Consider the following 21,160-nt stretch of genomic DNA (forward strand, 5'->3'; position numbering starts at 1 on the left):
TGACGAAAATATTGCTAGAATAATGTGGAATTTTGCAATTTTAAGAAAGGGGAGAGGATGTATGAAAAGAGGAATTGCAGGCTTGCTCATTTCGTGCCTAATTTTACAGACACCGCTTGGAGTGTTGCGGGCAGAAGAGATGAATAAGGAAATTGTCCAAACGGCAGTTGAGGAATATTCCCAAAGCAGTGATTCAAAATCAGTATCCGGGACATTAGAAGTGGTGTTGGAATCGGTACTTGGAGAGATCGATTATAACAGAGACTTTCAAGTTAGTTTGAAAAAGGCTGGTAGCAGCATTGTAGGAGAGCCTGAAACATTTCAATTTTCGGATTCGAAAGGAATCGGCAATGTTTCTTTTGAAGAACTGGAGAGTGGGAACTACACTGTCTCCATCACAGCAAATGGGTTTGAAGAGTATACCCAGGATATACAAATCAATGCATTTGCGAAGAATCAGATTTATGTACTGACCGGATACTCGGAAGGGAGACATGATGAAGAGAATGCACACAGTGGAGCTATGAAATTTGGCGATGTGAATGGTGATAGTATCATTGATGCGAGTGATATGGAGCAGATTATTGATGCAATTGAATCAGAGGGTGCTTCAGCCAATAGTAGTACAGATTTGAACAGAGATGGAAAAGTCGATGAAGCGGACTTGAAATGGTTTTCTCAAAGTTATGAACGTGAGAATGTGACATCAAGTATTATGACAACTATTTCAAAAGAAGCAATAGAACCACAGGTGGATGAAAACACTGTGATTGTGGGCGATGCCAATATTGAAAGCATTTTGGGAGAAAGTGGCGAAAACGTAACGTTTAAGCCGGCAAACGAAGAGCGTATTTCAATAGAAAATCCAGTTGTTTTGAACTTTACACTGGGTGGAGCAAGTGATTCGTCAGTAGAAATGGATGGGTTAGTAATTCAGTCTCCAAATGGAGAGGGGCATTTAGAACAAGGGACCATCATTATTACAGATGAACAGGGCGATGAAATCCAGATTCCGTTTGGAGAAGATCAGACAAGAGCAAAGATAAGCAGAGCTGCAAGTGTTATAATAAATGAAGATGGAAGTTTGGAAGTGGATCTTGGAGAACAAGTTGCGGTTAAAAAAATCAGTATTAAGGTGACAGCGACATCCGGAACACAACTTGCGGATATTTCAAAAGTAGAGTTTATAAATGGAATGGAAAATAGAATTCCGGCACCGGAAATGAATATTCCGACAGAGTTAACAGTAAAAGGGTTGAATAAAGAGCTTGAAATTTCATGGAAAGCCGAAAAAAATGTAACAGGATATGAGGTAGAAGTATCTTCTGTTGTAAGCGGTAAAGAAATTTCTGAAGTACATAAAACAACAGCAAATAAATTATCAGTCGCACAATTTAACAATACAAAATTAGTTAATAAGCAAGAATATAAAGTACGAGTGCAGTCTGTAAATGGAAATTGGAGAAGTGGATATTCAGAAAGTGTAGTCGGAATTCCAATGGCTACAGAAAAACCGAAGGCGCCGGATCATGTGAAAGCTGAAGGGCTTTACAGAAGTATCAAGATTTCTTGGAAAGATATGGAGGATACGGATAGCTATCAAGTATTCTATAGAGAAGACGGTACAGAGGAATATACAAAAATTGATAATATTCAGGGGACAAGTTATGTTGTTTCTGGTTTGAAAGATAATACGAAGTATTATGCTTATGTGGTTGGTGTAAATGAACTTGGAGAAAGTCCAAAGTCATTGGAGAGCACAGCGACAACAACAAATATCAATCCGGTAAAAATGCCAGAACGTAAGCTGATTAATACGTCAAATGGAGTTGGGCAGGTCAGTGCTCATATCGAAAATGTTACAATCGGCAGAGGCAACATGTTGGAGAGTCCACTGGATGATAAAAATGGAAAAAGCGGATTTGGACTTGTCGATAATGATCATGGTTCACGTTTATATGTAGATGATTGGGATGAAGGCGGTGCGTATCCAGGAGGCAATAAAGGTGTTACAGTTGAATTTGATCAGGCATATGAGATGAACTATATCACTTTAGCAGAAGATATGGATCGTACAAATTATTCCTATGTGAATGTTAAATACTGGGATGCAGATGGAAAAGAGATGGAGACCAATGCATCTATTAGTAAAGTGAAAGCAGAAAATGACAGATATTATTATGCGATCAAGCTTCCGAAGAAAATTCAGGCGAAGAAAATTCGAATTGGCGTCGGAAGATATGGTTCTGTAAGAGGAATTTATATCTCAGAGCTTCGTTTCTATCATTATGATAGCTTAGAAGATGATATTATGTCACTTTACTCAGACGACATGCATACAACTTTGAGAGAAGATGTGACAGCAGCCACAATTGAAACATTGCAGAAGAGAGTCGATGAAAAAGACGAGGCGACAGGTGAATATCATCCGGAGCGGGAGCTTTTGCAAAGAGAGCTTGACACAGCGAAGGAAATTCTGAATAATACTTCTCTAAATGAAGTAATTGCAATTCACCCGGAAATTACAGCTGTAAAAGACGGGCACTTAGGATTTGGTGGGTTAAATGCATGGCAGCCATTAGGAGTTACAGCATATGCCGACGAAGAAATAGTCGTTTATGTAGGACATAACGAGCTTCGTACAGGTGCCAATACTTCTTTGAAATTGATGGCTACTCAATATCATGCGGAAGGAAGTTCCTTTGTTCAAGAAGTACAGACGTTAAAGGTCGGAAGAAATGTAGTACGCATTCCAAAACTACAGTCGATAGATGTAGAGAAGGGTGGATCACTTTATGTCATGTATACTGGAAACAATGTAAATGACAAATATGGGGTGCGTATAAGTGGCGGAACAAAGGTTCCGATGCTTGACTTATATCAAGTTACAGATGAGACAGAGAGAGAGACACGTATCAAAAAATATGTACAAGAATTAAATGTACATGTGAAAGATATGGAAAAACAGCATAATAAGCTGCATAAAGGAAATGAAGACAATGCGGTCGATTATGACTATGATAAGCAAAATTGTATTTTAGGGACAACAGATATTATGCTTGATCAGATGATGTATTCGGTCGCAGCAGAACAGGTTTTAAATGGAATTGGCAAGGGAACAGTTGAAGAGCAGACAAAAAATCTTTCTCAAGCATTAAAAGCAATGGATGAGATGATGACGTTATTCTATCAGCATAAGGGACTGAGTAACGCGGAAGGAGCAACAGCAAAAGATAGATTGCCATCACAACATTTGAACATTAGATATCACAGAATGTTTGGAACCGCATTTATGTATGCAGGCGGTAACCACATCGGTATTGAGTGGGGATCAATTCCAATTGTCGGAAGCGCACGTCCTGTTGTAAGAGATGAGAATGGAAAGCATATTTCCGGACAGTATTTTGGATGGGGAATTGCCCATGAGATTGGACATGATATCAATCAGGCAGTTTACGCGATTGCAGAGATTACAAATAATTATTTCTCAGTATTAGCGCAGGCAAAAGATACAAATGACTCTGTTCGATTCAAATATGAAGATGTATATGAGAAAGTAACATCAAATACACTTGGAAAATCAAACGATGTATTTACACAGTTAGGTATGTACTGGCAGTTGCATTTGGCATATGATAGAGGATATAATTATAAGACATATGATACATATCAGGAACAGTTTGATAATTTATTTTTTGCAAGAGTAGACACTTATGCAAGAAATACTGCGAGAGCGCCAAAACCAAATGGAATTGCACTTACTCTGAGTGGAAATACAGATCAAGATTTTATGCGTCTTTCAACAGCAGCCGCTGAAAAGAATATATTAGAATTCTTTGAACGATGGGGAATGGTTCCTGATGAAGAGACAGTCGCTTATGCTTCTCAGTTTGAGCAAGAAACAAGGGCGATTTATTATGTAAATGATGACGCCAGAGTATATGAGATTGAAAACGGAACAGCAGATACTGTTTTAGGGCAGGATGTAGTCGGTGATGATGTATCAGCGGTGGTAGATGAAACATCACAAAATCAAGTGGAAATCGCACTGAGCAATAAAGCGGGAAATAAAGATGCAGTTCTTGGATATGAGATTGCAAGATACAGCACTTCAGAGGGAAAAGAGTCTAGAGAAGTTGTTGGGTTTACTACAGAAGATAAATTTGTGGATACCGTTACAACCATTAATAACAGAGTATTTACCTATGAAATAACGGTAATTGATAAGTTCTTAAACCGTTCAGTTGCGAAAAGACTTCCGGCAGTGAAGATTTCACACGATGGAAGTTATGCTAAGGACGAATGGACAATTACAACAAATATGGTATCAGATCAAGATGAACTGCCAGAGGCGGATGAGAATGAACCGTGTGCACCAGAGTTAGAATCGGCAATTAGCAAGATTGCAGATAATAAAAAAGATACAACATATACTGGTAAAACTGTAAAATCAGAAGACGGTATTGCGACTGCTCCGGAAATTGTATTGAATTTTAATAAGACATTGGAGGTTACTGCGTTAAAATATACATTGCAGGAAGGAACAGCGATAAGTGATTATGAAATTCAAATCAGCACAGACGGAGAGACATGGAAAACTGTAAAATCAGACAGGTTTGATTTGAAAGATAAAACAGTGACGGTTTACTTTGAGAACAAGGAAAATGGAGAGAGTCCATTTATCTTTACCTATGATGCAAGATACGTAAAATTGATTGCAACAGGTCAAGAAGAAAAAGAAATATCAATTTCAGAAATCGATGTTTTAGGGCCGACAGGCGATAATGTCGAATTTAAAAAGACAGATGGAAATGAGGCTGGAGTCGGTATACTGAAAGAGGATTTCGTATATGATAAAGCGCAGCAACTTAAGATTGAGAAAGGTTCTCTTGTCTTTGTCGGAGAGTATAAAGGAAACCCGGCATACAATGTTGTAGTTCTTTACAATGAAAAAGGTGAGATTGTTGGTGGTGTTGACGCGGATGGAAGCATCAATGCAAATCAGATTATTATGGCGGATGTGCCGGAGCATGGAGAACTGGGAGAGACATCCGATGGAACATTTATCTATTGGGTTGAACCAGAACAGGTGGAATCTTTACTGAAAAATAATAAAGTGGTTAGAGCTGAGCTTTACCGTGTGGATAATGCACTCACAAATGAGGGACAACGCCTTGTAAGTGACACATTGCCGATAGAGATTCCAAAAGAATTAAAAGAAATTACGTTGACAGGTGGGAAAAATAGTAGATAAAGGAGCATACAAATATGAGAAAATTAAATTTGAAGAAAAGTGTACTACGTATTTTTACATGTGTATTTCTTTTTGCAGCTGCTTTTTCTACAGCTGCCTTCGCAGCAGATAGTTCAGATGCGTCTGTGTCGCTAGAAGCAAAAGAAAAGCAGATTGAAGTAATATTGCACGTACCAGAAGAATATGTTATGGCTGATGTGCAAACACTGTCAGTAAAATTTTCTGTTGGTGGGACAGCGGTCGACAGTGCAGATTTCGAATTTGCTTCATTTGATCAAAATGTGGTAGTAAAAGAATATCGTTTTAGCAACGGAGTACTAACGGTCTATGTGTCTGGAAGAACAGATCTTTTTACAAAAGGAGAGCTTGCTCTTGGAAAAATTGTGGTGAAAGATTCTGAAGGGAAAGAGATAGGAGCAGAAGTTCAGGCACTTGAAAATGGATTCAAAGTCGTAAATGGAGAGTCTGTTACTTGCAATTTGAATAATGCAGCTTCTGATAAAGTAAATACAGGCTCACAGCCAACAGATCCGGAAAATCCAGATAACCCGGATCCAGAGCAGCCGGATTCAGAAGAACCTTCTTTGGAATATAAGCAGGAGGTGCAAAGATTTTATGAAGAGTGCCTTGCTTATTACAAGCAAGAAAATCACTCAGAGGAAAATTGGGAACGATATCAGGCTGCTATGAATCGGGTGAATATGCTGATCAGTGACCCAGATGCTACAAAAGCAGACTTGGAAAATGCTGTGAAAGAATTACTAGAAATCACCACGATAATGAATAAAGAACTTCCGGATGGAGAAGGGAAGCCAGTACCGCCAAATAGTGGTGAAGACAGTCATGAAGAAACAAAACCCGTTCTGGATAATAAAAAAGAGAATGCTGCTGTGACTGGTGACCAAGCTAAAATTGCTGTGGTTGGAATCGTACTTTTGTCTGCAGCCATAATAATTGTTGTGGTTGTTATGAAAAAAGTAAAGAGAAAATAACAAGCTTTACTTAAAAAGAATCCTGTTTTTACGGGATTCTTTTTGAAATTACTGAGATGGAAACTTATTGCGGTCGGGCTTGACAATTATGAAATAGTAGAATATAATCAAAATACGTTTGCGAGCCATGACAATGCTGAATCAGGGCTTGTACTGGTTTCGACGGGGGTTCAGAAGTTTGGGAAGCCATCTGCGGGGCGGGACCGCATAACAATCCGTACTTTAAAATTAAACGCAGACGAAAATTTAGCGTACGCTGCCTAGTGGCAGCAGTCGGTCTTAAGTCACTCACTGCTTAAGTCACCGGCTTCAATGAGGTGAGGCACTTCGTTTCCAAAGCTTTGAGGGGATGGAAGAATTTATGAAGCTACTGAGATCAGAAGCCTGTCATTAGGCGTCTGATGGAGGGAATGTCAAAATAATGACTGTGATGGGAGATGCCTCGATGGAAGGGCTTTCGGACAGGGGTTCGATTCCCCTCAGGTCCATTTCAAAACCTCAGCATATGCTGAGGTTTTATTTGCATATGTTTGGAAGTAGTGTTATAATTTTTAACAGGGGAAAATTAAAAAAGGGGTATTAGGATAAATGGATAAGATAAGTATTATAGCTATTGCAATTGCTCAGGTAGTAGTTGTGATTTGTGTGTTGATTATATTTTTACAACGAAAAAGCACGAAAACGTTGATTGAAAATCTGACAACAATGATTGATGATGCGACAAAAGGTACATTAAAATCAAAAAGACCGGATGGATCTGTTTTTTCAGATTTGGAAGTCAAGATGAATCAATATCTAAAGATTTGTATTGTCAGGAACAGACGTGTAAAAGAGAAAAAAGACAGAATCAAATCTTTAATTGCAGAAGTTGCATTTCAGACACAGGCACCGCTTGCAGATGTGAAGATGTATTCAGATATGTTGCTTGATCAGAAAGATTTTTCGGATGATACTAGAAAGATTGCGGAGCGCATCAGTACACAGGGAGAGAGACTGAATACGATGTTGGAAGCATTGGTGAAGATATCTGTGCTGGAGAGTGGTCTGAATTCAATTAAGCCTAAGTCACAGAATATCGGGAATCTTTTGTGTGAAGTAAGTCAGGAATTACTTCCTTTGGCAGAGAAAAAAGGAATTGCAATTCAATATAAGAAGAAAAAGATTCAGGCAGTGTTTGACTATCCTTGGACACTTGTAGCTATTTCGAATATTTTGGAGAATGCGATTAAGTATTCAAAAGAGAACTCGATGGTAAAAGTAAACGTGATGCAGTATGATATGTATGCAAAAATAGATATTACTGATAATGGAATCGGAATTGATTACACAGAGACAGAGGCAATTTTTAAGAAATTTTATCGTACAAAAGAGGCAAAAGAGCAAGAAGGTCTTGGAATCGGACTTTATATTGCAAGACATATTATACGAGAACAATGTGGGTATATCAAAGTGTCTTCAATTGTTGGAAAAGGAACGATGTTTTCTGTGTTCCTACCGAGGGTATAAAATAAAGTGAAGGGCGAGTGACAGTTGGAAAAACTAAAAAAACGGAGTTTTCTGACTGTCATTTTTGTTTCACAAAGTTGACATAAATCTTTGCTATGATGAAAAGAGAACATTAAACGAGGTGAAAATATATGGAAAAATTGAAAATATTGGTTGTAGATGATGAGAGCAGAATGAGAAAACTGGTAAAAGATTTTTTGGAAAGAGAGGGGCACACTATCATAGAAGCTGTTGATGGAATGGAAGCAATGGATATTTTTTATGAAAATAAAGACATCTCTTTGATTATATTGGACGTGATGATGCCTAGAATGGATGGATGGCAGGTGTGCAGAGAAGTTCGTGCATTGTCTCAGGTTCCGATTATCATGCTGACGGCACGGGGGGAAGAACGGGATGAGCTGCAAGGGTTTGAACTTGGGGTAGATGAATATATTTCAAAACCGTTTAGTCCGAAAATTTTGGTTGCACGTGTGAATGCGATTTTAAAACGAGGAGGTTCAGCGGTTTCGGAGGATTTGATTGATGCGGGAGGAATCGTGATTGATAAAGCAGCGCACCTTGTGAAGATTGATGATGTACCGATTGAGCTGAGTGTGAAGGAGTTTGAACTTTTGACTTATTTTGTGGAGAATCAAAAGATGGCATTGTCCAGAGAGAAGATACTGAACAATGTGTGGGATTATGATTACTTTGGAGATGCTCGTACAATTGATACGCATGTAAAAAAATTAAGAAGCAAACTGGGAGAAAAAGGAAACTATATCAAGACGATATGGGGGATGGGATATAAGTTTGAGGTGGAATAATGCGTGGGTCGATTAAACGGCAGATTTCGGTGATCTTTATCGGATTGGTAGTGGCAATTCTCCTGATTTCGCTTGGAGTGAATGCAAAATTTCTTGGTCAGTATTATATTTTAAACAAACAGGCGAGTTTGACGGAGGTATATGAAAAGCTAAAAACGGCTTCGGAAAAGGGAACATTGACATCTGACAGCACGGTAGAAAAATTGAGTGAGATGGTTGAGGTTGGTAATATTACGCTTGCGGTCGTCTCTGGAAAAGAGAAGATTCGTCTTTCTATTGCCCAAAATGAGCAGAAAAGCAATGAGCTTGTTATGCAGCTGATTGGCTATATGTTGGGGAGAAATCAGGAAAGAGGAACGCTTTTAAAGGAGAGTGATACCTATCAGATTCACAGTGCAAAAGATGTGCAAAGTGGTTATGAATATATAGAGATGTGGGGATATTTGGAGGATGGAAGCACATTTATTCTAAGGAGTCCTTTGGAGAGTATTCGGGAAAGCGTGGCGCTTTCGAATGAATTTCTATCTTACATCGTGGTTGTAGTTGTACTGATCAGCACTGTTTTGGTGTGGTATTTTTCGAAAAGGATTGCGGATCCGATCATGGAACTGGCGGTTCTGTCACAGAGAATGGCAGATTTGGATTTTGATGCGAAATATACAAGCGGCGGAGATAATGAGATCGGAGTTCTTGGAGAGAACTTTAATGCTATGTCAGAAAAATTGGAACAGACCATTTCAATGCTGAAAAAAGCCAATTATGAGTTGCAAAAAGATATTGAGAAAAAAGAAAAAATGGAAAATATGCGAAATGAATTTCTTGGAAATGTCTCCCACGAATTAAAGACACCAATTGCTTTGATACAGGGGTATGCGGAAGGACTAAAAGAGGGGATTTCGGATAATCCGGAGAGCCGGGCGTTTTATTGTGACGTGATTATGGACGAAGCAGGAAAGATGAACCTCATGGTGAAAAATCTGCTGACATTGAACCAACTGGAATTTGGAGAAGAGGAAGTGTCTTTTGAGCGCTTTGACATCGCGGAGCTGATTCGCGGAGTAGTGCAAAGCTGTGAGATACTGATACAGCAGAAGAATGCTACAGTGCATTTTACGCAGAATGAACCTGCGTATGTCTGGGCAGACGAGTTCAAGGCAGAACAGGTTATTCGAAATTATGTGAGTAATGCATTGAATCATGTAGAGGGGCAGATGCTGATTGACATTCGTATTTCAAAAGGAAAAGAACCGGATACGACGAGAGTTTCGGTGTTTAATACCGGAAAACAGATTCCAAAGGAAGATATCGGGCACATTTGGGATAAATTCTACAAAGTGGATAAAGCACACACAAGAGAATATGGTGGTAATGGAATCGGACTTTCCATTGTCAAGGCGATTATGGAATCGTTCCATCATGAGTATGGAGTGAACAACTATGAAAACGGAGTGGAATTCTGGTTTGAATTATCTGCAAAATAGAGGAGGGCACAAGTGATATGATAGTGATTATTGATTATGATGCGGGGAATATAAAAAGCGTAGAAAAAGCATTACAGAAGCTGGGGCAGGATGTTGTGATCACACGCGAGAAAGAGCAGATTTTAGCTGCAGATAAAGTGATTCTGCCTGGAGTCGGAGCATTTGGAGATGCAATGAAGAATCTGAATGAGTATGGTTTGGTGGAGGTTATTGAGCAGGTGGTGAAAAAAAGGATTCCTTTTTTAGGGATTTGCCTTGGTCTGCAGTTGTTGTTTGAAAAAAGTGACGAATCGGAAGGCGTGAAAGGACTTGGAATTTTAAAAGGAGAGGTTTGCAGAATTCCGGATCAAGAAGGGTTTAAGATTCCGCATATGGGATGGAACTCTTTGCATCTTCAGAATGACGGAAGACTCTTTCGGGGAATTGAACAGGACGCATATGTATATTTTGTGCATTCTTATTACCTAAAAGCCAAGGAGGAACAAATTGTGAAGGCGACGACAGAATACGGTGCGCACATCCATGCATCTGTGGAAATGGATAATGTGTTTGCATGCCAGTTTCATCCGGAAAAAAGCAGTGATGTGGGACTTCAGATTTTGAAAAATTTTGTAGAGCTTAGCTAGGAGGAAGAGAGATGTTTACGAAAAGAATAATCCCTTGTCTGGATGTGCACAATGGGCGCGTGGTGAAAGGAGTTAATTTTGTGGATTTGATAGATGCGGGTGACCCGGTTGAGATTGCGAAGGCATATGATGCAGCAGGGGCAGATGAGATTGTGTTTTTGGATATCACGGCATCGTCAGATGAGAGAAAAACTGTTGTCGATATGGTGAGGAAAGTGGCCGCCAATGTATTTATTCCTTTTACAGTTGGCGGAGGAATCCGGACGGTAGAAGATTTTAAAGTACTTTTGCGGGAAGGAGCGGATAAGATTTCAATCAATTCATCTGCGATCAATCGCCCAGAGCTGATACGGGAAGCAGCAGAAAAATTCGGCAGTCAGTGTGTGGTTGTCGCAATTGATGCGAAGAAAAGAGCGGATGGAACCGGATGGAACATCTATAAAAATGGTGGAAGAGTCGATGTCGGTATCGACGCGGTTGAGTGGGCAAAAAAAGTGGATGCGCTCGGAGCGGGAGAGATTCTTTTAACGAGTATGGATGGAGATGGAACAAAGGCAGGGTATGACCTGGAGTTGACAAGAGCGATTGCGGAAGCAGTATCGATTCCGGTCATCGCATCAGGCGGTGCAGGAACGCTGGAACATTTTTATGAGGCGTTGACGGAAGGAAAGGCAGATGCGGCGCTTGCAGCATCTCTATTCCATTTTAAAGAATTAGAGATCAAAGAAGTCAAACAATACTTGCGAGAGAAAGGCGTTTCAGTCAGAATGTAAGGAGGAAGAAAAGATGGCGGCAATCAACGGAGATTGGCTGGAAGCATTAAAGGATGAATTCAAAAAAGACTATTATAAGCAGCTGTTTGAGAAGGTGAACGAAGAGTATCGGACGAGATTGATATTTCCACCGGCAAATGACATATTTAACGCATTTCATCTGACACCTTTAAAAGATGTGAAAGTGGTTATCTTAGGACAGGATCCGTATCATGGAAATAATCAGGCGCATGGACTTTGCTTTTCGGTAAAGCCGGAGGTGGAGATACCACCATCGCTTGTAAATATTTACAAAGAACTGCATGATGATTTGGGGTGCACGATTCCTGGTCACGGATACCTTGTGAAATGGGCGAAACAGGGAGTGTTAATGCTCAATACTGTTTTGACTGTGCGGGCACATCAGGCAAATTCCCACAGAGGAATCGGCTGGGAAGAGTTTACAGATGCAGCAATCCGTGTGTTGAATACACAGGATCGACCGATTGTGTTTATTTTGTGGGGAAGACCGGCTCAGATGAAAAAAGCGATGTTGAATAACCCAAAGCATCTGATATTGGAAGCTCCACATCCAAGTCCACTGTCTTCTTACCGTGGTTTTTTTGGAAGCAGACCATTCAGTAAGACGAATCAATTCCTTGAGGCGAATGGAGTGGAACCGATCGACTGGCAGATTGATGAATTGTAGAGAAAAGAGATGTGACATAGAATAAAAGTTGAGATATGCGAATGGAAGGCGTATGTTTCAACTTTTTTTAATTGATATCTTGACATTTTACATGAAATATGGTTATATGAACATATGAACAATCGCTCATATGAGGAGGTAGAAAGATGAAACAGAATCATGAAGAACATAAAGAGAAACATCATCATAACCATGAAGCTTATGGATGTGGTCACGACCATGGGCACGAAGCCTGCGGATGTGGGCATGACCATGAGCACGAAGCCTGTGGATGCGGGCATGAGCATGAATATGGGAGTGGTGACAAAGAGAGTCATTCGCATGTTCAATCAGATGCGAAGCAAAAAGTATATATCTTAGAAAATCTTGGCTGTGCAAACTGTGCGGCGAAGATGGAGAGAAAGATTAAGGAATTGCCGGAAGTGGAAGATGCGGTGATAACATTTGCGACAAAGCAGTTAAAAGTTGCGTCGAATCATCAAGAGGATCTTCTTCCGATACTGCAGGAAATTTGTGCATCGATAGAGTCTGAGGTGGTGGTAAAACCAAAAGAGTCAAAAGTACACAAAGAAAAACAGGAGGAGAACCAAAAAGCGATAATAGGTATCCTTGCGGGTGCAGTATTGTTTGCAGCAGGGATGATATTTGAGGATTCTTATCCGACAGTGACATCAATTGGATTTGTTATAGCCTATCTGATTCTTGGTGGGAGAATTGTATTACAGGCAGCGAAGAATCTGAAGAAGGGACACGTGTTTGATGAAAACTTTCTGATGAGTATTGCGACGCTGGCAGCATTTGCGATTGGAGATTTTGCTGAGGCGGTAGGTGTGATGCTGTTTTACCGGTGTGGAGAGTTGTTTGAAGATATTGCAGTAGAAAAGAGCCGTGGACAGATTATGGATGCGGTTGATATGAGACCAGAGGTTGTAAACCTTCTTCATGGAGATGAGGTGCAAGTGATTCCGGCAGAGGAAGCTCAGATCGGAGATATTCTCCTTGTAAGAGTTGGAGACCGAATTCCGCTTGATGGAGTAATTTTAAGCGGTGAGAGCCGCATTGATACAGCACCAGTGACAGGTGAACCGGTTCCGGTAAAAGCAGGTGAAGGAGACCGGGTGATCTCAGGCTGTGTAAACACTTCCGGAATGTTAAAGATTCGGGTAGAAAAGACACTTGGCGACTCTATGGTTACACGAATTCTGCAGTCTGTCGAAAATGCGGCGGCAAGCAAGCCGAAGATAGACCGATTTATTACAAGATTTGCAAGGGTATACACGCCATTTGTAGTAATCCTGGCATTGGGAACTGCAATTATCCCTTCACTGATTACGGGAGATTGGAAATTCTGGATTTATACAGCAATCACATTTCTTGTCATAAGCTGTCCATGTGCACTTGTATTGAGTGTGCCGCTTGCATTTTTCTCCGGAATTGGCGCAGGATCTAAAAAAGGAATTCTTTTTAAAGGCGGCATTGCTTTGGAGGCGTTAAAAGAGGTCAAGGCAGTTGTCATGGATAAGACAGGGACTATTACAAAAGGAAATTTTGAAGTGCAGAAGTGTATTCCGGTAGGGGCATGGAAGGAAGAAGAACTCTTAGCAGTTGCAGCAGGATGTGAGAGTACATCGACCCATCCGATTGGGAACAGTATTGTGGAGGAAGCAAAAAAACGTTTTGTAGAATTGGAGCATCCATCAAAAGTGGAAGAACTATCAGGAAAAGGAATTCGTGCACAAATGAAAATCGGCGAGGTGCTATGTGGAAACAGAGCCCTTTTAGAAATGCATCATGTGAATGTGCAAATGATGGAGAGCAATGACTATGGAACAGAAGTATTTGTTGCGGTAAATGGAGAGCTGGCAGGATATCTCGTCATTGCGGACACTTTGAAAGAAGATTCCGTTAGTGCAATCAGAAAGATGAAAAAATATGGACTTCGAACAGCAATGCTTACAGGAGATGCCAGAACAAGTGCAGATGCCATAGCCAAAAAGGCAGGTGTAGAAGAGGTGTACGCACAGCTTTTGCCAGAGGATAAAGTAGAGAAATTAAAAGAGATACGTCAAAAGAATGGAGCGGTTATGTTTGTTGGAGATGGAATCAATGACGCACCGGTGCTGGCGGGAGCAGATGTTGGAGCCGCGATGGGAAGTGGAGCGGATGCTGCGATTGAAGCGGCGGATGTGGTGTTTATGACATCTTCGATGGAAGCGATTCCGCAATCTGTTGCAATTGCAAAAGCGACCGGAGCGATTGCCATGCAAAATGTTGTGTTTGCACTGATTGTGAAAGCTTTGGTAATGATACTTGGACTTATGGGATTTGCAAATATGTGGCTGGCAGTGTTTGCCGATACAGGAGTTGCGATGCTCTGTGTATTAAATTCCATCCGAATTTTATATAAGAAATAAAAGAAGTGCGGCTGTTGTCCTGCGGTGAGTCAGGAGAGCAGTCGCACTTATTTTGCAGGAAAGTATTGACCAAACAGAGTACATCATTCATAATTGTTCTATAAATATCGAGTCATATGAAAGGAGTAAGATATGGAAAAATCGGAAATAGAATGTTGCGGGACAACGCATTTGCATGACAGTCTGGTGCACCAGATTGAAGATGGAATGCCGAGAGAAGAGACGATACGAGAATTGTCAGATTTTTTTAAAGTATTTGGAGATATGACGAGGATAAAAATCTTATGTGTGTTGTTTCAGGCAGAATTGTGTGTGTGTGATCTGGCAGAGGTTGTGGGAATGACCCAATCTGCAGTTTCACATCAACTGAGAATATTAAAGCAGATGAAGTTAGTAAAGAACAGAAGAGAAGGAAAGACGGTGTTTTACTCGCTGGCAGACGGGCATATACAGAGCATTTTGAATCAGGGAATAGAGCATATAATAGAGTAGAGGCTGTTTGATGAGGGCAGGTTATGAAGGAAAGAATACGTAATAATGTGTACATGACAGTGAGTGGACTTTTATTGTATTTCGGGAGTGTCTGGTTGAGCAAGAGCTATCATTTGCCATCAGACATCGCATTTGGCTGTTTTTTTGCCGCATACCTACTGGCAGGGTACAGTGTGTTTCAAAAGATTGCGGAACATTTTTTGGAAAAAATTTTTTTGGATGGGAATGTATTGCTTGTATTTACAACAATCGGTGCGTTTGGGGTTGGGTATTATGTAGAAGCCGTTGCGGTGATATTGATTTTCCAGATTGGAAACCTGATAGAGATTATCACGGCAGATCGATCAAAACGAAGAATTCGGGAATTGATAGATGTACATGCAATTCTTGCAAACAAACTGGTAGACGGAGAGGAAGTACAGGTAGAACCGTCGGAGCTTGAAAAAGATGATATTATTGTAATTAGACCGGGAGAACGAGTTCCGGTGGATGGGTTGATTATTTCAGGGACGACTTCTCTTGACACACAGATGATTACAGGAGAAACAATTCCGCGCGAGGAAGAGCCAGGAGGAGTTGTCTATGGAGGAAGTCTGAATCTGACGGGGGTGCTAAAAGTAAGAGTGCTTTATACTTATAGTCATTCAATAGCATCAAGAATTTTGGATATTGTTGAGCATGTAGATGAGAAAAAAGCAGAAAGTGAGCATAAGGTGCAGAAATACATTCAGATTTATGTATGCTTGATCTTGGTGGCAGCAGCGATGCTTGTTGTTTTGCCAAGTCTGTTTGATAAGACATATGAGTATGTGACTGGGATGAAGAGCGTTGTTGTATTTTTGGCGGCAGCCTGCCCATGTGCGATTGGGATGTCTGTATCCACAGCATTTTTAGGAGGGATTCTTTCAGCGGCGAAAAAAGGTGTGATTGTAAAAGGTGGCGTGTATCTGGAGCTATTGGCGAAGGTGAATACATTTTTATTCGATAAGACAGGAACATTGACAGAAGGTGTTTTTGAAGTGCAGGAAATACATGCAGAGGGAATATCAGAGGTAAAATTGTTAGAGATTGCAACTTATGTGGAAAGCTATTCAAACCATCCGATTGCGATTTCATTAAAAAATGCTTATGGAAAAGAACTTGAAAAAGCACGTATGACTGCGATGGAGGAGATTCCGGGGTATGGATTGACAGCAGTTTATGAGGGCAAGAAAGTATATCTTGGAAATGCGAGATTGATGAAAGAAAGAGGAATCCAGTTTCAGGAAGTACACAAATCAGGAAGTGTAATCTACATTGCAGTTGGTGGAAAATATTCAGGATATATCGTTATTTCTGATAAAGTGAAAAAAGACGTTAAAGAGATGCTTGTGTATCTGAAAAAGCATTGTCAGGCAGTCACTGTGATGGTGACAGGAGATACTCAGTTTACTGGAAAAGAAGTGGCTGAGGAACTGGAATTAGACTACTATTATGCAAATCAACTCCCAGAGGACAAGGTGAAACGGCTGGAAGAGTTTTTAGATATGCAGGATGATACTGAATGTCTTGCAGCAGTGGGAGACGGCATCAATGATGCTCCAGTGCTTGCAAGGGCAGATGTGGGGATAGCTATGGGAGCGCTTGGTTCAGATGCGGCAATAGAAGCGGCGGATATTGTCCTGATGGATGATGAACCGCTGGCATTGGTAGATGCAGTTCGTATTGCAAAGGAGACATTGAAAGTCATCAGGCAGAACACGGTTTATGCGGTTCTTATTAAAATAATCGTATTGGGATTGGCACTGTGTGGAATGATAACAATCAAAGGGGCGATCATTGTGGAGGTATGTGTGATTGTGCTTGCGATTGTGAATGCTGCATGGGCATCTAAAAATCCTGCATAATAATAGAAAAGGAGCAGACATGAAAAAAAGGAAAATAGCGATGCTTGTCATGACGGGAGTTTTACTGACAGGTTGTATGGGAACGAATTATTTGGAAGAAGGCGTTTCTTATTTGGAAGAAAAGCAATATGAGGAAGCGAGCAAGTCCTTTCAGAAGGAGATCGATGAAGAAAAGAATTTAGATGAGGCATACCGCGGAATGGGAATTGCATATTTTGAGATGGAAGAATTCGAAAAAGCAATTGATGCATTCGGGAAGGCATTGGACAATGGGGCAGAAGAAACGGCAACGTTATATAATTTTATTGGTATCAGTAATATGAGAATCGAAAATTATGAGGAAGCGGTCTTGGCTTTTGAAAAAGGTATGTCTATGGAGGACTGCTCTGATACAATGAAACAGGAGATGCTGTTTAACACGGTTGTATCATATGAAAAGTTAGGAGACTGGGATAATGCAAAAGAGAAAGTGAGTGAGTATAACGAGCAGTACCCCGGAGACTCGAAAGCAGAAAAAGAAGCAGAATTTTTGGAGACCAGATAGGAGGGCTTTATGGCGGAAATGATAGAACTGAAACAGGTGAAGGAAAAGGTCATTCTAGTCGGAGTCAGCACGGATGATCATGATGATACGGAGAAATCACTAGATGAATTGGAAGAACTGGCGTCAACTGCAGGGGCAGTGACGGTAGGGCGTGTTGTCCAGAACCTGTCACAGATTCACCCGGTGACCTATGTCGGAAAAGGAAAGTTGGACGAGATAAAAGACCTGTTGTGGGAGACAGAGGCGACGGGCATCATCTGTGATGATGAATTATCGCCGATTCAGCTTGGAAACATGGAAGATGCGTTGAATACAAAGATTATGGATCGAACCCTCATTATTTTGGATATTTTTGCAAATAGGGCATCGACCAATGAGGGGAAAATTCAAGTAGAACTTGCACAGTTGAAATACAGACAGTCGCGTCTTGTGGGACTTGGAAAGTCATTGTCAAGACTTGGCGGTGGAATCGGGACAAGAGGACCTGGAGAGAAAAAGCTTGAGATGGACAGACGTCTGATCAAGGGGCGGATTGCCCAATTGAACCGAGAATTGAAAGATGTTAAGCGGCACCGTGAGGTGACAAGAGAGCAAAGAAGCAGAAACCAAGTTCCGGTCATTGCGATTGTCGGCTACACAAATGCTGGGAAATCTACACTTTTGAATACGCTGACGGGGGCGGATGTGCTGGAAGAAGATAAGCTGTTTGCGACGCTGGATCCGACAACTCGGAATTTAAAACTCCCAAGTAAACAAGAGGTATTGCTGACGGACACAGTTGGATTTATCCGAAAACTGCCGCACCATCTGATTGAAGCCTTCAAAAGTACGTTGGAGGAAGCAAAATATGCAGACATCATCCTGCATGTGGTGGATGCATCTAATCCGCAGATGGATGAGCAGATGTATATTGTCTATGAGACACTGATGAATCTGGAAGTTAAGAATAAACCGGTTATCACGGCGTTTAATAAACAGGATAAAGTAGATGGTGAGGTTATTTTACGTGATTTTAAAGCAGATTATGTTGTGAATATTTCGGCAAAGACTGGTGAAGGATTAGAAAATCTGCAAAATGTAATCGAAGAAGTTTTGCGGGAACAAAAAATTTTAATTGAGCAGCTTTATCCGTATGCTGATGCGGGAAAGATACAATTGATTCGAAAATACGGGGAACTGTTAGAAGAAGAGTACCGGGAAGAAGGTATTTTTGCAAAAGGGTACGTTCCGGTTGAAATCTATGAGAAAGTGAAACTGTGAGAGAAATGAAAAGATATCAGATTACAGAGTGGTGCCATCATTTTATGGAGAATCATGTGAAAGAAGGAGATCTCTGTATTGATGCGACAGCGGGAAACGGTAATGATACGCTCTTTTTGTGTGAACTTGTAGGAGAGTGTGGACGGGTGTTGGCATTCGACATTCAAAAAGAAGCGGTGGAAAATACGAAAAAGCGGATTTTGGAACATCAGATGGAAAAACGTGCAGATGTTTTTCTGGAAAGTCATACTAAGATGCAGAAGTATGCAAAGGAAGAAACAGTAGACTGCATCGTATTTAATTTCGGATACCTTCCGGGCGGTGATCATCAGCTTGCGACTAAAGCAGATACAAGTATAGAGGCAATCAGACAGGGACTGCGACTGCTGAAGGTAGGAGGCATGATGAGCCTTTGCATTTACAGCGGAGGGGACAGCGGATTTGAGGAACGGGATGCAATCCTGTCATTTCTGAAATTCTTGAATACAAAATATTATCTTGTTATTCTGAGTTCCTATTACAATCGCCCCAATCATCCGCCGATTCCGGTGATGATTCTGAAGCTAAAGTCTGACGTGGCGATTCATGAAAACACTTCCGATAAGCACGGGAAAAAGTAGAATAATCTTGAAAACCGCAGTCAAAACAGGCTTCTAGAACCGGAGTTCCCTGTAGAATCAAGTCTTTGGCAAAAAGAAGTCGTTTTTGTGTAATATAATTTCCGAGGCTGTATCCGGTCTCGGATTTGAACAGGCGCATCATATAGTATTTGCTTAGATAGAATCTTGAGGCGAGGTCATCAATTGAAAGATGGGAGGACAAATTGGCGTTGATATAGTGCAGAATGTCCGCTATTTTTTCGTTGTAGACGGCGGTATCCAAAAAGAAAAGCTGCCTTGCGTGTGCGGCGCGATTGAGATGAATCATAAATTCTAAAAAAAGAACTTGCCTGTATAGTTCGTTGGCATAGCCGTCCGAGGAAAAGGATTCTTCCAATCTTTGGATTGTCTGAAACAAAATACTTTTTTGACGAGTGGGAATCCGAAGCACACTGGATTCCTTTTTTGCTGCTTTTTGAAAACAATATCCCAAGTCGTAGTCCTGTGTACGGTAATTTTCAATAAAAGTGGGAGAGATGTAAATAATAATCCGCTCATATGTCGTGGTTGTGTCGACGACCGGGCGGTGAATCTCATTATGGCGGACAAGAACCATATCGTAAGGTTCGAGCTGATAAGTTCGTCCCTCGATGGTATAATGTACATTTCCCTTGATCAAAATAGTAATCTTATCAAATTCATGGTAATGATATTTAATCTTTGGAATACTCCTGTCTGTCAGATGAAACAACCGGAAATCACTGCTTAAATATCCTTTTTTTTCATAGTGTTCCATATCAAACCCTCCTGCTATGAGATTATTATATAGCATTATTTGCAATATAGAAAGCATTATTTGTGTATTTACGACATATAATGCCTGTTAAAATGGAAGTAGTAAAAGTGCCGTGGAGGGTGAATGTATGAATGTTGTATTAGAAAAATATCATGGACTTGGAAATGATTATCTTGTATTTGACCCAAATAAAAATGAAATGGAATTAAATGAAGAAAATGTCAGACTGTTATGTGACCGCAATTATGGTATAGGAGCGGAAGGGATTTTGGAAGGTCCTGTTTTTGAGACAGAGCAGATGGGTGTTCGAATCTGGAATCCAGATGGAAGCAAGGCAGAAATGAGCGGAAACGGGGATCGTATTTTTGCAAAATATTTAAAAGATGCCGGTTATGTACAGAAACGAAATTTTCATTTTCAGACACCGGGAGGAGAAATTGAGGTTTTCTACTTAAATGAAGATGGAAGCCGCATCCGTCTTTCGGTGGGAAAAGCATCTTTTTGGAGCGATGAAATTCCGGTGACAGGGGAACGAAGAGAAGTGGTCGATGAGGACATGGTATTCGGAAGAAACCTGTATCCGACGACTTGTGTGTCTGTCGGAAATCCACACTGTGTGATCCCGATGAAAGAAGTGTCGAAACATCTCGTGTGCAAAATCGGAAATCATTCAGAGATTGCAAGATATTTTCCGAATAAGATCAACACACAGGTGATGCAGGTGATTGATGAAGAAAATATTCGGATTGAAATCTTTGAGCGCGGCGTGGGGTATACGCTTGCATCTGGCAGCAGTGCATGTGCCGCAGCGGCAGCTGCATATAAACTTGGACTTACGAATCCGGGTGTGACAGTGCACATGCCAGGTGGTGAGTTGCAGGTGGAGATTCAGGATGACTGGGAGATATTTGTGACAGGTGAAGTATTTTATATTGGAAAAATGATACTTGGAAATGAATTGAGTGAAAAATTGAGAATGATGTAGAGAAGAGGACTGTCCGCGATGGATGGTCCTTTGCTGATATTAAGGAAAAAGTTCT

At 40.7% G+C, this 21,160-nt stretch carries 16 protein-coding genes and 1 other RNA gene; 16 read left to right on the forward strand and 1 reads right to left on the reverse strand.

Features of this window, described 5'->3' with window-relative positions; translation table 11 throughout:
- The first annotated feature begins 61 nt into the window (after positions 1 to 61).
- The 15 genes from ACTQXY_RS01915 to ACTQXY_RS01985 all read left to right on the forward strand — a co-directional run bounded on the left by ACTQXY_RS01915 (position 62) and on the right by ACTQXY_RS01985 (position 19,345).
- Positions 62 to 5,254 (forward strand): fibronectin type III domain-containing protein, encoded by a 5,193-nt coding sequence (locus tag ACTQXY_RS01915; protein ID WP_441658052.1) that lies wholly within the window; start codon positions 62 to 64, stop codon positions 5,252 to 5,254.
- Positions 5,255 to 5,268: 14 nt separating this feature from the next.
- Positions 5,269 to 6,246, forward strand: coding sequence for a hypothetical protein (locus ACTQXY_RS01920; protein ID WP_441658053.1), 978 nt, complete (start codon positions 5,269 to 5,271; stop codon positions 6,244 to 6,246).
- A 144-nt stretch (positions 6,247 to 6,390) separates the two neighbouring features.
- Positions 6,391 to 6,737, forward strand: a transfer-messenger RNA (tmRNA) gene (ssrA, locus tag ACTQXY_RS01925).
- 97 nt (positions 6,738 to 6,834) lie between these two features.
- Complete coding sequence (locus ACTQXY_RS01930) at positions 6,835 to 7,752, forward strand: ATP-binding protein (protein WP_441658054.1); 918 nt, start codon at positions 6,835 to 6,837, stop codon at positions 7,750 to 7,752.
- A 131-nt stretch (positions 7,753 to 7,883) separates the two neighbouring features.
- Positions 7,884 to 8,561, forward strand: coding sequence for a response regulator transcription factor (locus ACTQXY_RS01935; protein WP_441658055.1), 678 nt, complete (start codon positions 7,884 to 7,886; stop codon positions 8,559 to 8,561).
- Positions 8,561 to 10,042, forward strand: coding sequence for a sensor histidine kinase (locus ACTQXY_RS01940; protein WP_441658056.1), 1,482 nt, complete (start codon positions 8,561 to 8,563; stop codon positions 10,040 to 10,042). The genes ACTQXY_RS01935 and ACTQXY_RS01940 overlap by 1 nt, the downstream gene beginning before the upstream one ends.
- Before the next feature lie 17 nt (positions 10,043 to 10,059).
- Complete coding sequence (gene hisH / locus ACTQXY_RS01945; RefSeq protein ID WP_441658057.1) at positions 10,060 to 10,668, forward strand: imidazole glycerol phosphate synthase subunit HisH; 609 nt, start codon at positions 10,060 to 10,062, stop codon at positions 10,666 to 10,668.
- Positions 10,669 to 10,679: 11 nt separating this feature from the next.
- Positions 10,680 to 11,441 (forward strand): imidazole glycerol phosphate synthase subunit HisF, encoded by a 762-nt coding sequence (gene hisF, locus ACTQXY_RS01950; protein WP_441658058.1) that lies wholly within the window; start codon positions 10,680 to 10,682, stop codon positions 11,439 to 11,441.
- Between the two features lie 13 nt (positions 11,442 to 11,454).
- Positions 11,455 to 12,129 (forward strand): uracil-DNA glycosylase, encoded by a 675-nt coding sequence (locus ACTQXY_RS01955; protein WP_441658059.1) that lies wholly within the window; start codon positions 11,455 to 11,457, stop codon positions 12,127 to 12,129.
- 146 nt (positions 12,130 to 12,275) lie between these two features.
- On the forward strand, positions 12,276 to 14,543 hold the full coding sequence (locus ACTQXY_RS01960; protein WP_441658060.1) for a heavy metal translocating P-type ATPase: 2,268 nt from the start codon (positions 12,276 to 12,278) through the stop codon (positions 14,541 to 14,543).
- A 132-nt stretch (positions 14,544 to 14,675) separates the two neighbouring features.
- Positions 14,676 to 15,035 (forward strand): metalloregulator ArsR/SmtB family transcription factor, encoded by a 360-nt coding sequence (locus ACTQXY_RS01965; protein WP_441658061.1) that lies wholly within the window; start codon positions 14,676 to 14,678, stop codon positions 15,033 to 15,035.
- Between the two features lie 23 nt (positions 15,036 to 15,058).
- Positions 15,059 to 16,921 (forward strand): heavy metal translocating P-type ATPase, encoded by a 1,863-nt coding sequence (locus ACTQXY_RS01970; protein ID WP_441658062.1) that lies wholly within the window; start codon positions 15,059 to 15,061, stop codon positions 16,919 to 16,921.
- A gap of 19 nt (positions 16,922 to 16,940) precedes the next feature.
- Positions 16,941 to 17,465 carry a tetratricopeptide repeat protein gene (locus ACTQXY_RS01975; protein ID WP_441658063.1) on the forward strand — a complete coding sequence of 175 codons (525 nt, stop codon included), beginning with the start codon at positions 16,941 to 16,943 and terminating at the stop codon, positions 17,463 to 17,465.
- Between the two features lie 9 nt (positions 17,466 to 17,474).
- Positions 17,475 to 18,725, forward strand: coding sequence for a GTPase HflX (gene hflX / locus ACTQXY_RS01980; protein ID WP_441658064.1), 1,251 nt, complete (start codon positions 17,475 to 17,477; stop codon positions 18,723 to 18,725).
- Positions 18,726 to 18,730: 5 nt separating this feature from the next.
- Positions 18,731 to 19,345, forward strand: coding sequence for a tRNA 5-(aminomethyl)-2-thiouridylate-methyltransferase MnmM (locus ACTQXY_RS01985; protein ID WP_441658118.1), 615 nt, complete (start codon positions 18,731 to 18,733; stop codon positions 19,343 to 19,345).
- Here ACTQXY_RS01985 and ACTQXY_RS01990 read toward each other — a convergent pair.
- The gene (locus tag ACTQXY_RS01990) at positions 19,227 to 20,120 is read right to left on the reverse strand and encodes a helix-turn-helix domain-containing protein (protein WP_441658065.1); all 894 of its coding nucleotides are present in this window, start codon (positions 20,118 to 20,120) and stop codon (positions 19,227 to 19,229) included. The genes ACTQXY_RS01985 and ACTQXY_RS01990 overlap by 119 nt on opposite strands.
- A 127-nt stretch (positions 20,121 to 20,247) precedes the next feature.
- On the opposite strand from ACTQXY_RS01990, the gene dapF reads away from it, so the two are divergent.
- Entirely contained in the window at positions 20,248 to 21,105 is an 858-nt protein-coding gene (dapF, locus tag ACTQXY_RS01995) for a diaminopimelate epimerase (protein ID WP_156556372.1), read from the forward strand.
- The last annotated feature ends 55 nt before the right edge of the window (positions 21,106 to 21,160 follow it).

This window comes from Faecalimonas sp. LCP19S3_D12 (assembly GCF_052121495.1).
Taxonomy (GTDB): domain Bacteria; phylum Bacillota; class Clostridia; order Lachnospirales; family Lachnospiraceae; genus Faecalimonas.

Bases quoted from the DNA above. Each gene is read 5' to 3' on its own strand.
- ACTQXY_RS01915 (WP_441658052.1), top strand. From the start codon at position 62: ATGAAAAGAGGAATTGCAGGCTTGCTCATTTCGTGCCTAATTTTACAG.
- ACTQXY_RS01930 (WP_441658054.1), top strand. From the start codon at position 6,835: ATGGATAAGATAAGTATTATAGCTATTGCAATTGCTCAGGTAGTAGTT.
- ACTQXY_RS01965 (WP_441658061.1), top strand. From the start codon at position 14,676: ATGGAAAAATCGGAAATAGAATGTTGCGGGACAACGCATTTGCATGAC.
- dapF (WP_156556372.1), top strand. From the start codon at position 20,248: ATGAATGTTGTATTAGAAAAATATCATGGACTTGGAAATGATTATCTT.
- ACTQXY_RS01985 (WP_441658118.1), top strand. From the start codon at position 18,731: ATGAAAAGATATCAGATTACAGAGTGGTGCCATCATTTTATGGAGAAT.
- ACTQXY_RS01955 (WP_441658059.1), top strand. From the start codon at position 11,455: ATGGCGGCAATCAACGGAGATTGGCTGGAAGCATTAAAGGATGAATTC.
- hflX (WP_441658064.1), top strand. From the start codon at position 17,475: ATGGCGGAAATGATAGAACTGAAACAGGTGAAGGAAAAGGTCATTCTA.
- ACTQXY_RS01920 (WP_441658053.1), top strand. From the start codon at position 5,269: ATGAGAAAATTAAATTTGAAGAAAAGTGTACTACGTATTTTTACATGT.
- hisH (WP_441658057.1), top strand. From the start codon at position 10,060: ATGATAGTGATTATTGATTATGATGCGGGGAATATAAAAAGCGTAGAA.
- ACTQXY_RS01975 (WP_441658063.1), top strand. From the start codon at position 16,941: ATGAAAAAAAGGAAAATAGCGATGCTTGTCATGACGGGAGTTTTACTG.
- ACTQXY_RS01960 (WP_441658060.1), top strand. From the start codon at position 12,276: ATGAAACAGAATCATGAAGAACATAAAGAGAAACATCATCATAACCAT.
- ACTQXY_RS01970 (WP_441658062.1), top strand. From the start codon at position 15,059: ATGAAGGAAAGAATACGTAATAATGTGTACATGACAGTGAGTGGACTT.
- hisF (WP_441658058.1), top strand. From the start codon at position 10,680: ATGTTTACGAAAAGAATAATCCCTTGTCTGGATGTGCACAATGGGCGC.
- ACTQXY_RS01990 (WP_441658065.1), bottom strand. From the start codon at position 20,120: ATGGAACACTATGAAAAAAAAGGATATTTAAGCAGTGATTTCCGGTTG.
- ACTQXY_RS01940 (WP_441658056.1), top strand. From the start codon at position 8,561: ATGCGTGGGTCGATTAAACGGCAGATTTCGGTGATCTTTATCGGATTG.
- ACTQXY_RS01935 (WP_441658055.1), top strand. From the start codon at position 7,884: ATGGAAAAATTGAAAATATTGGTTGTAGATGATGAGAGCAGAATGAGA.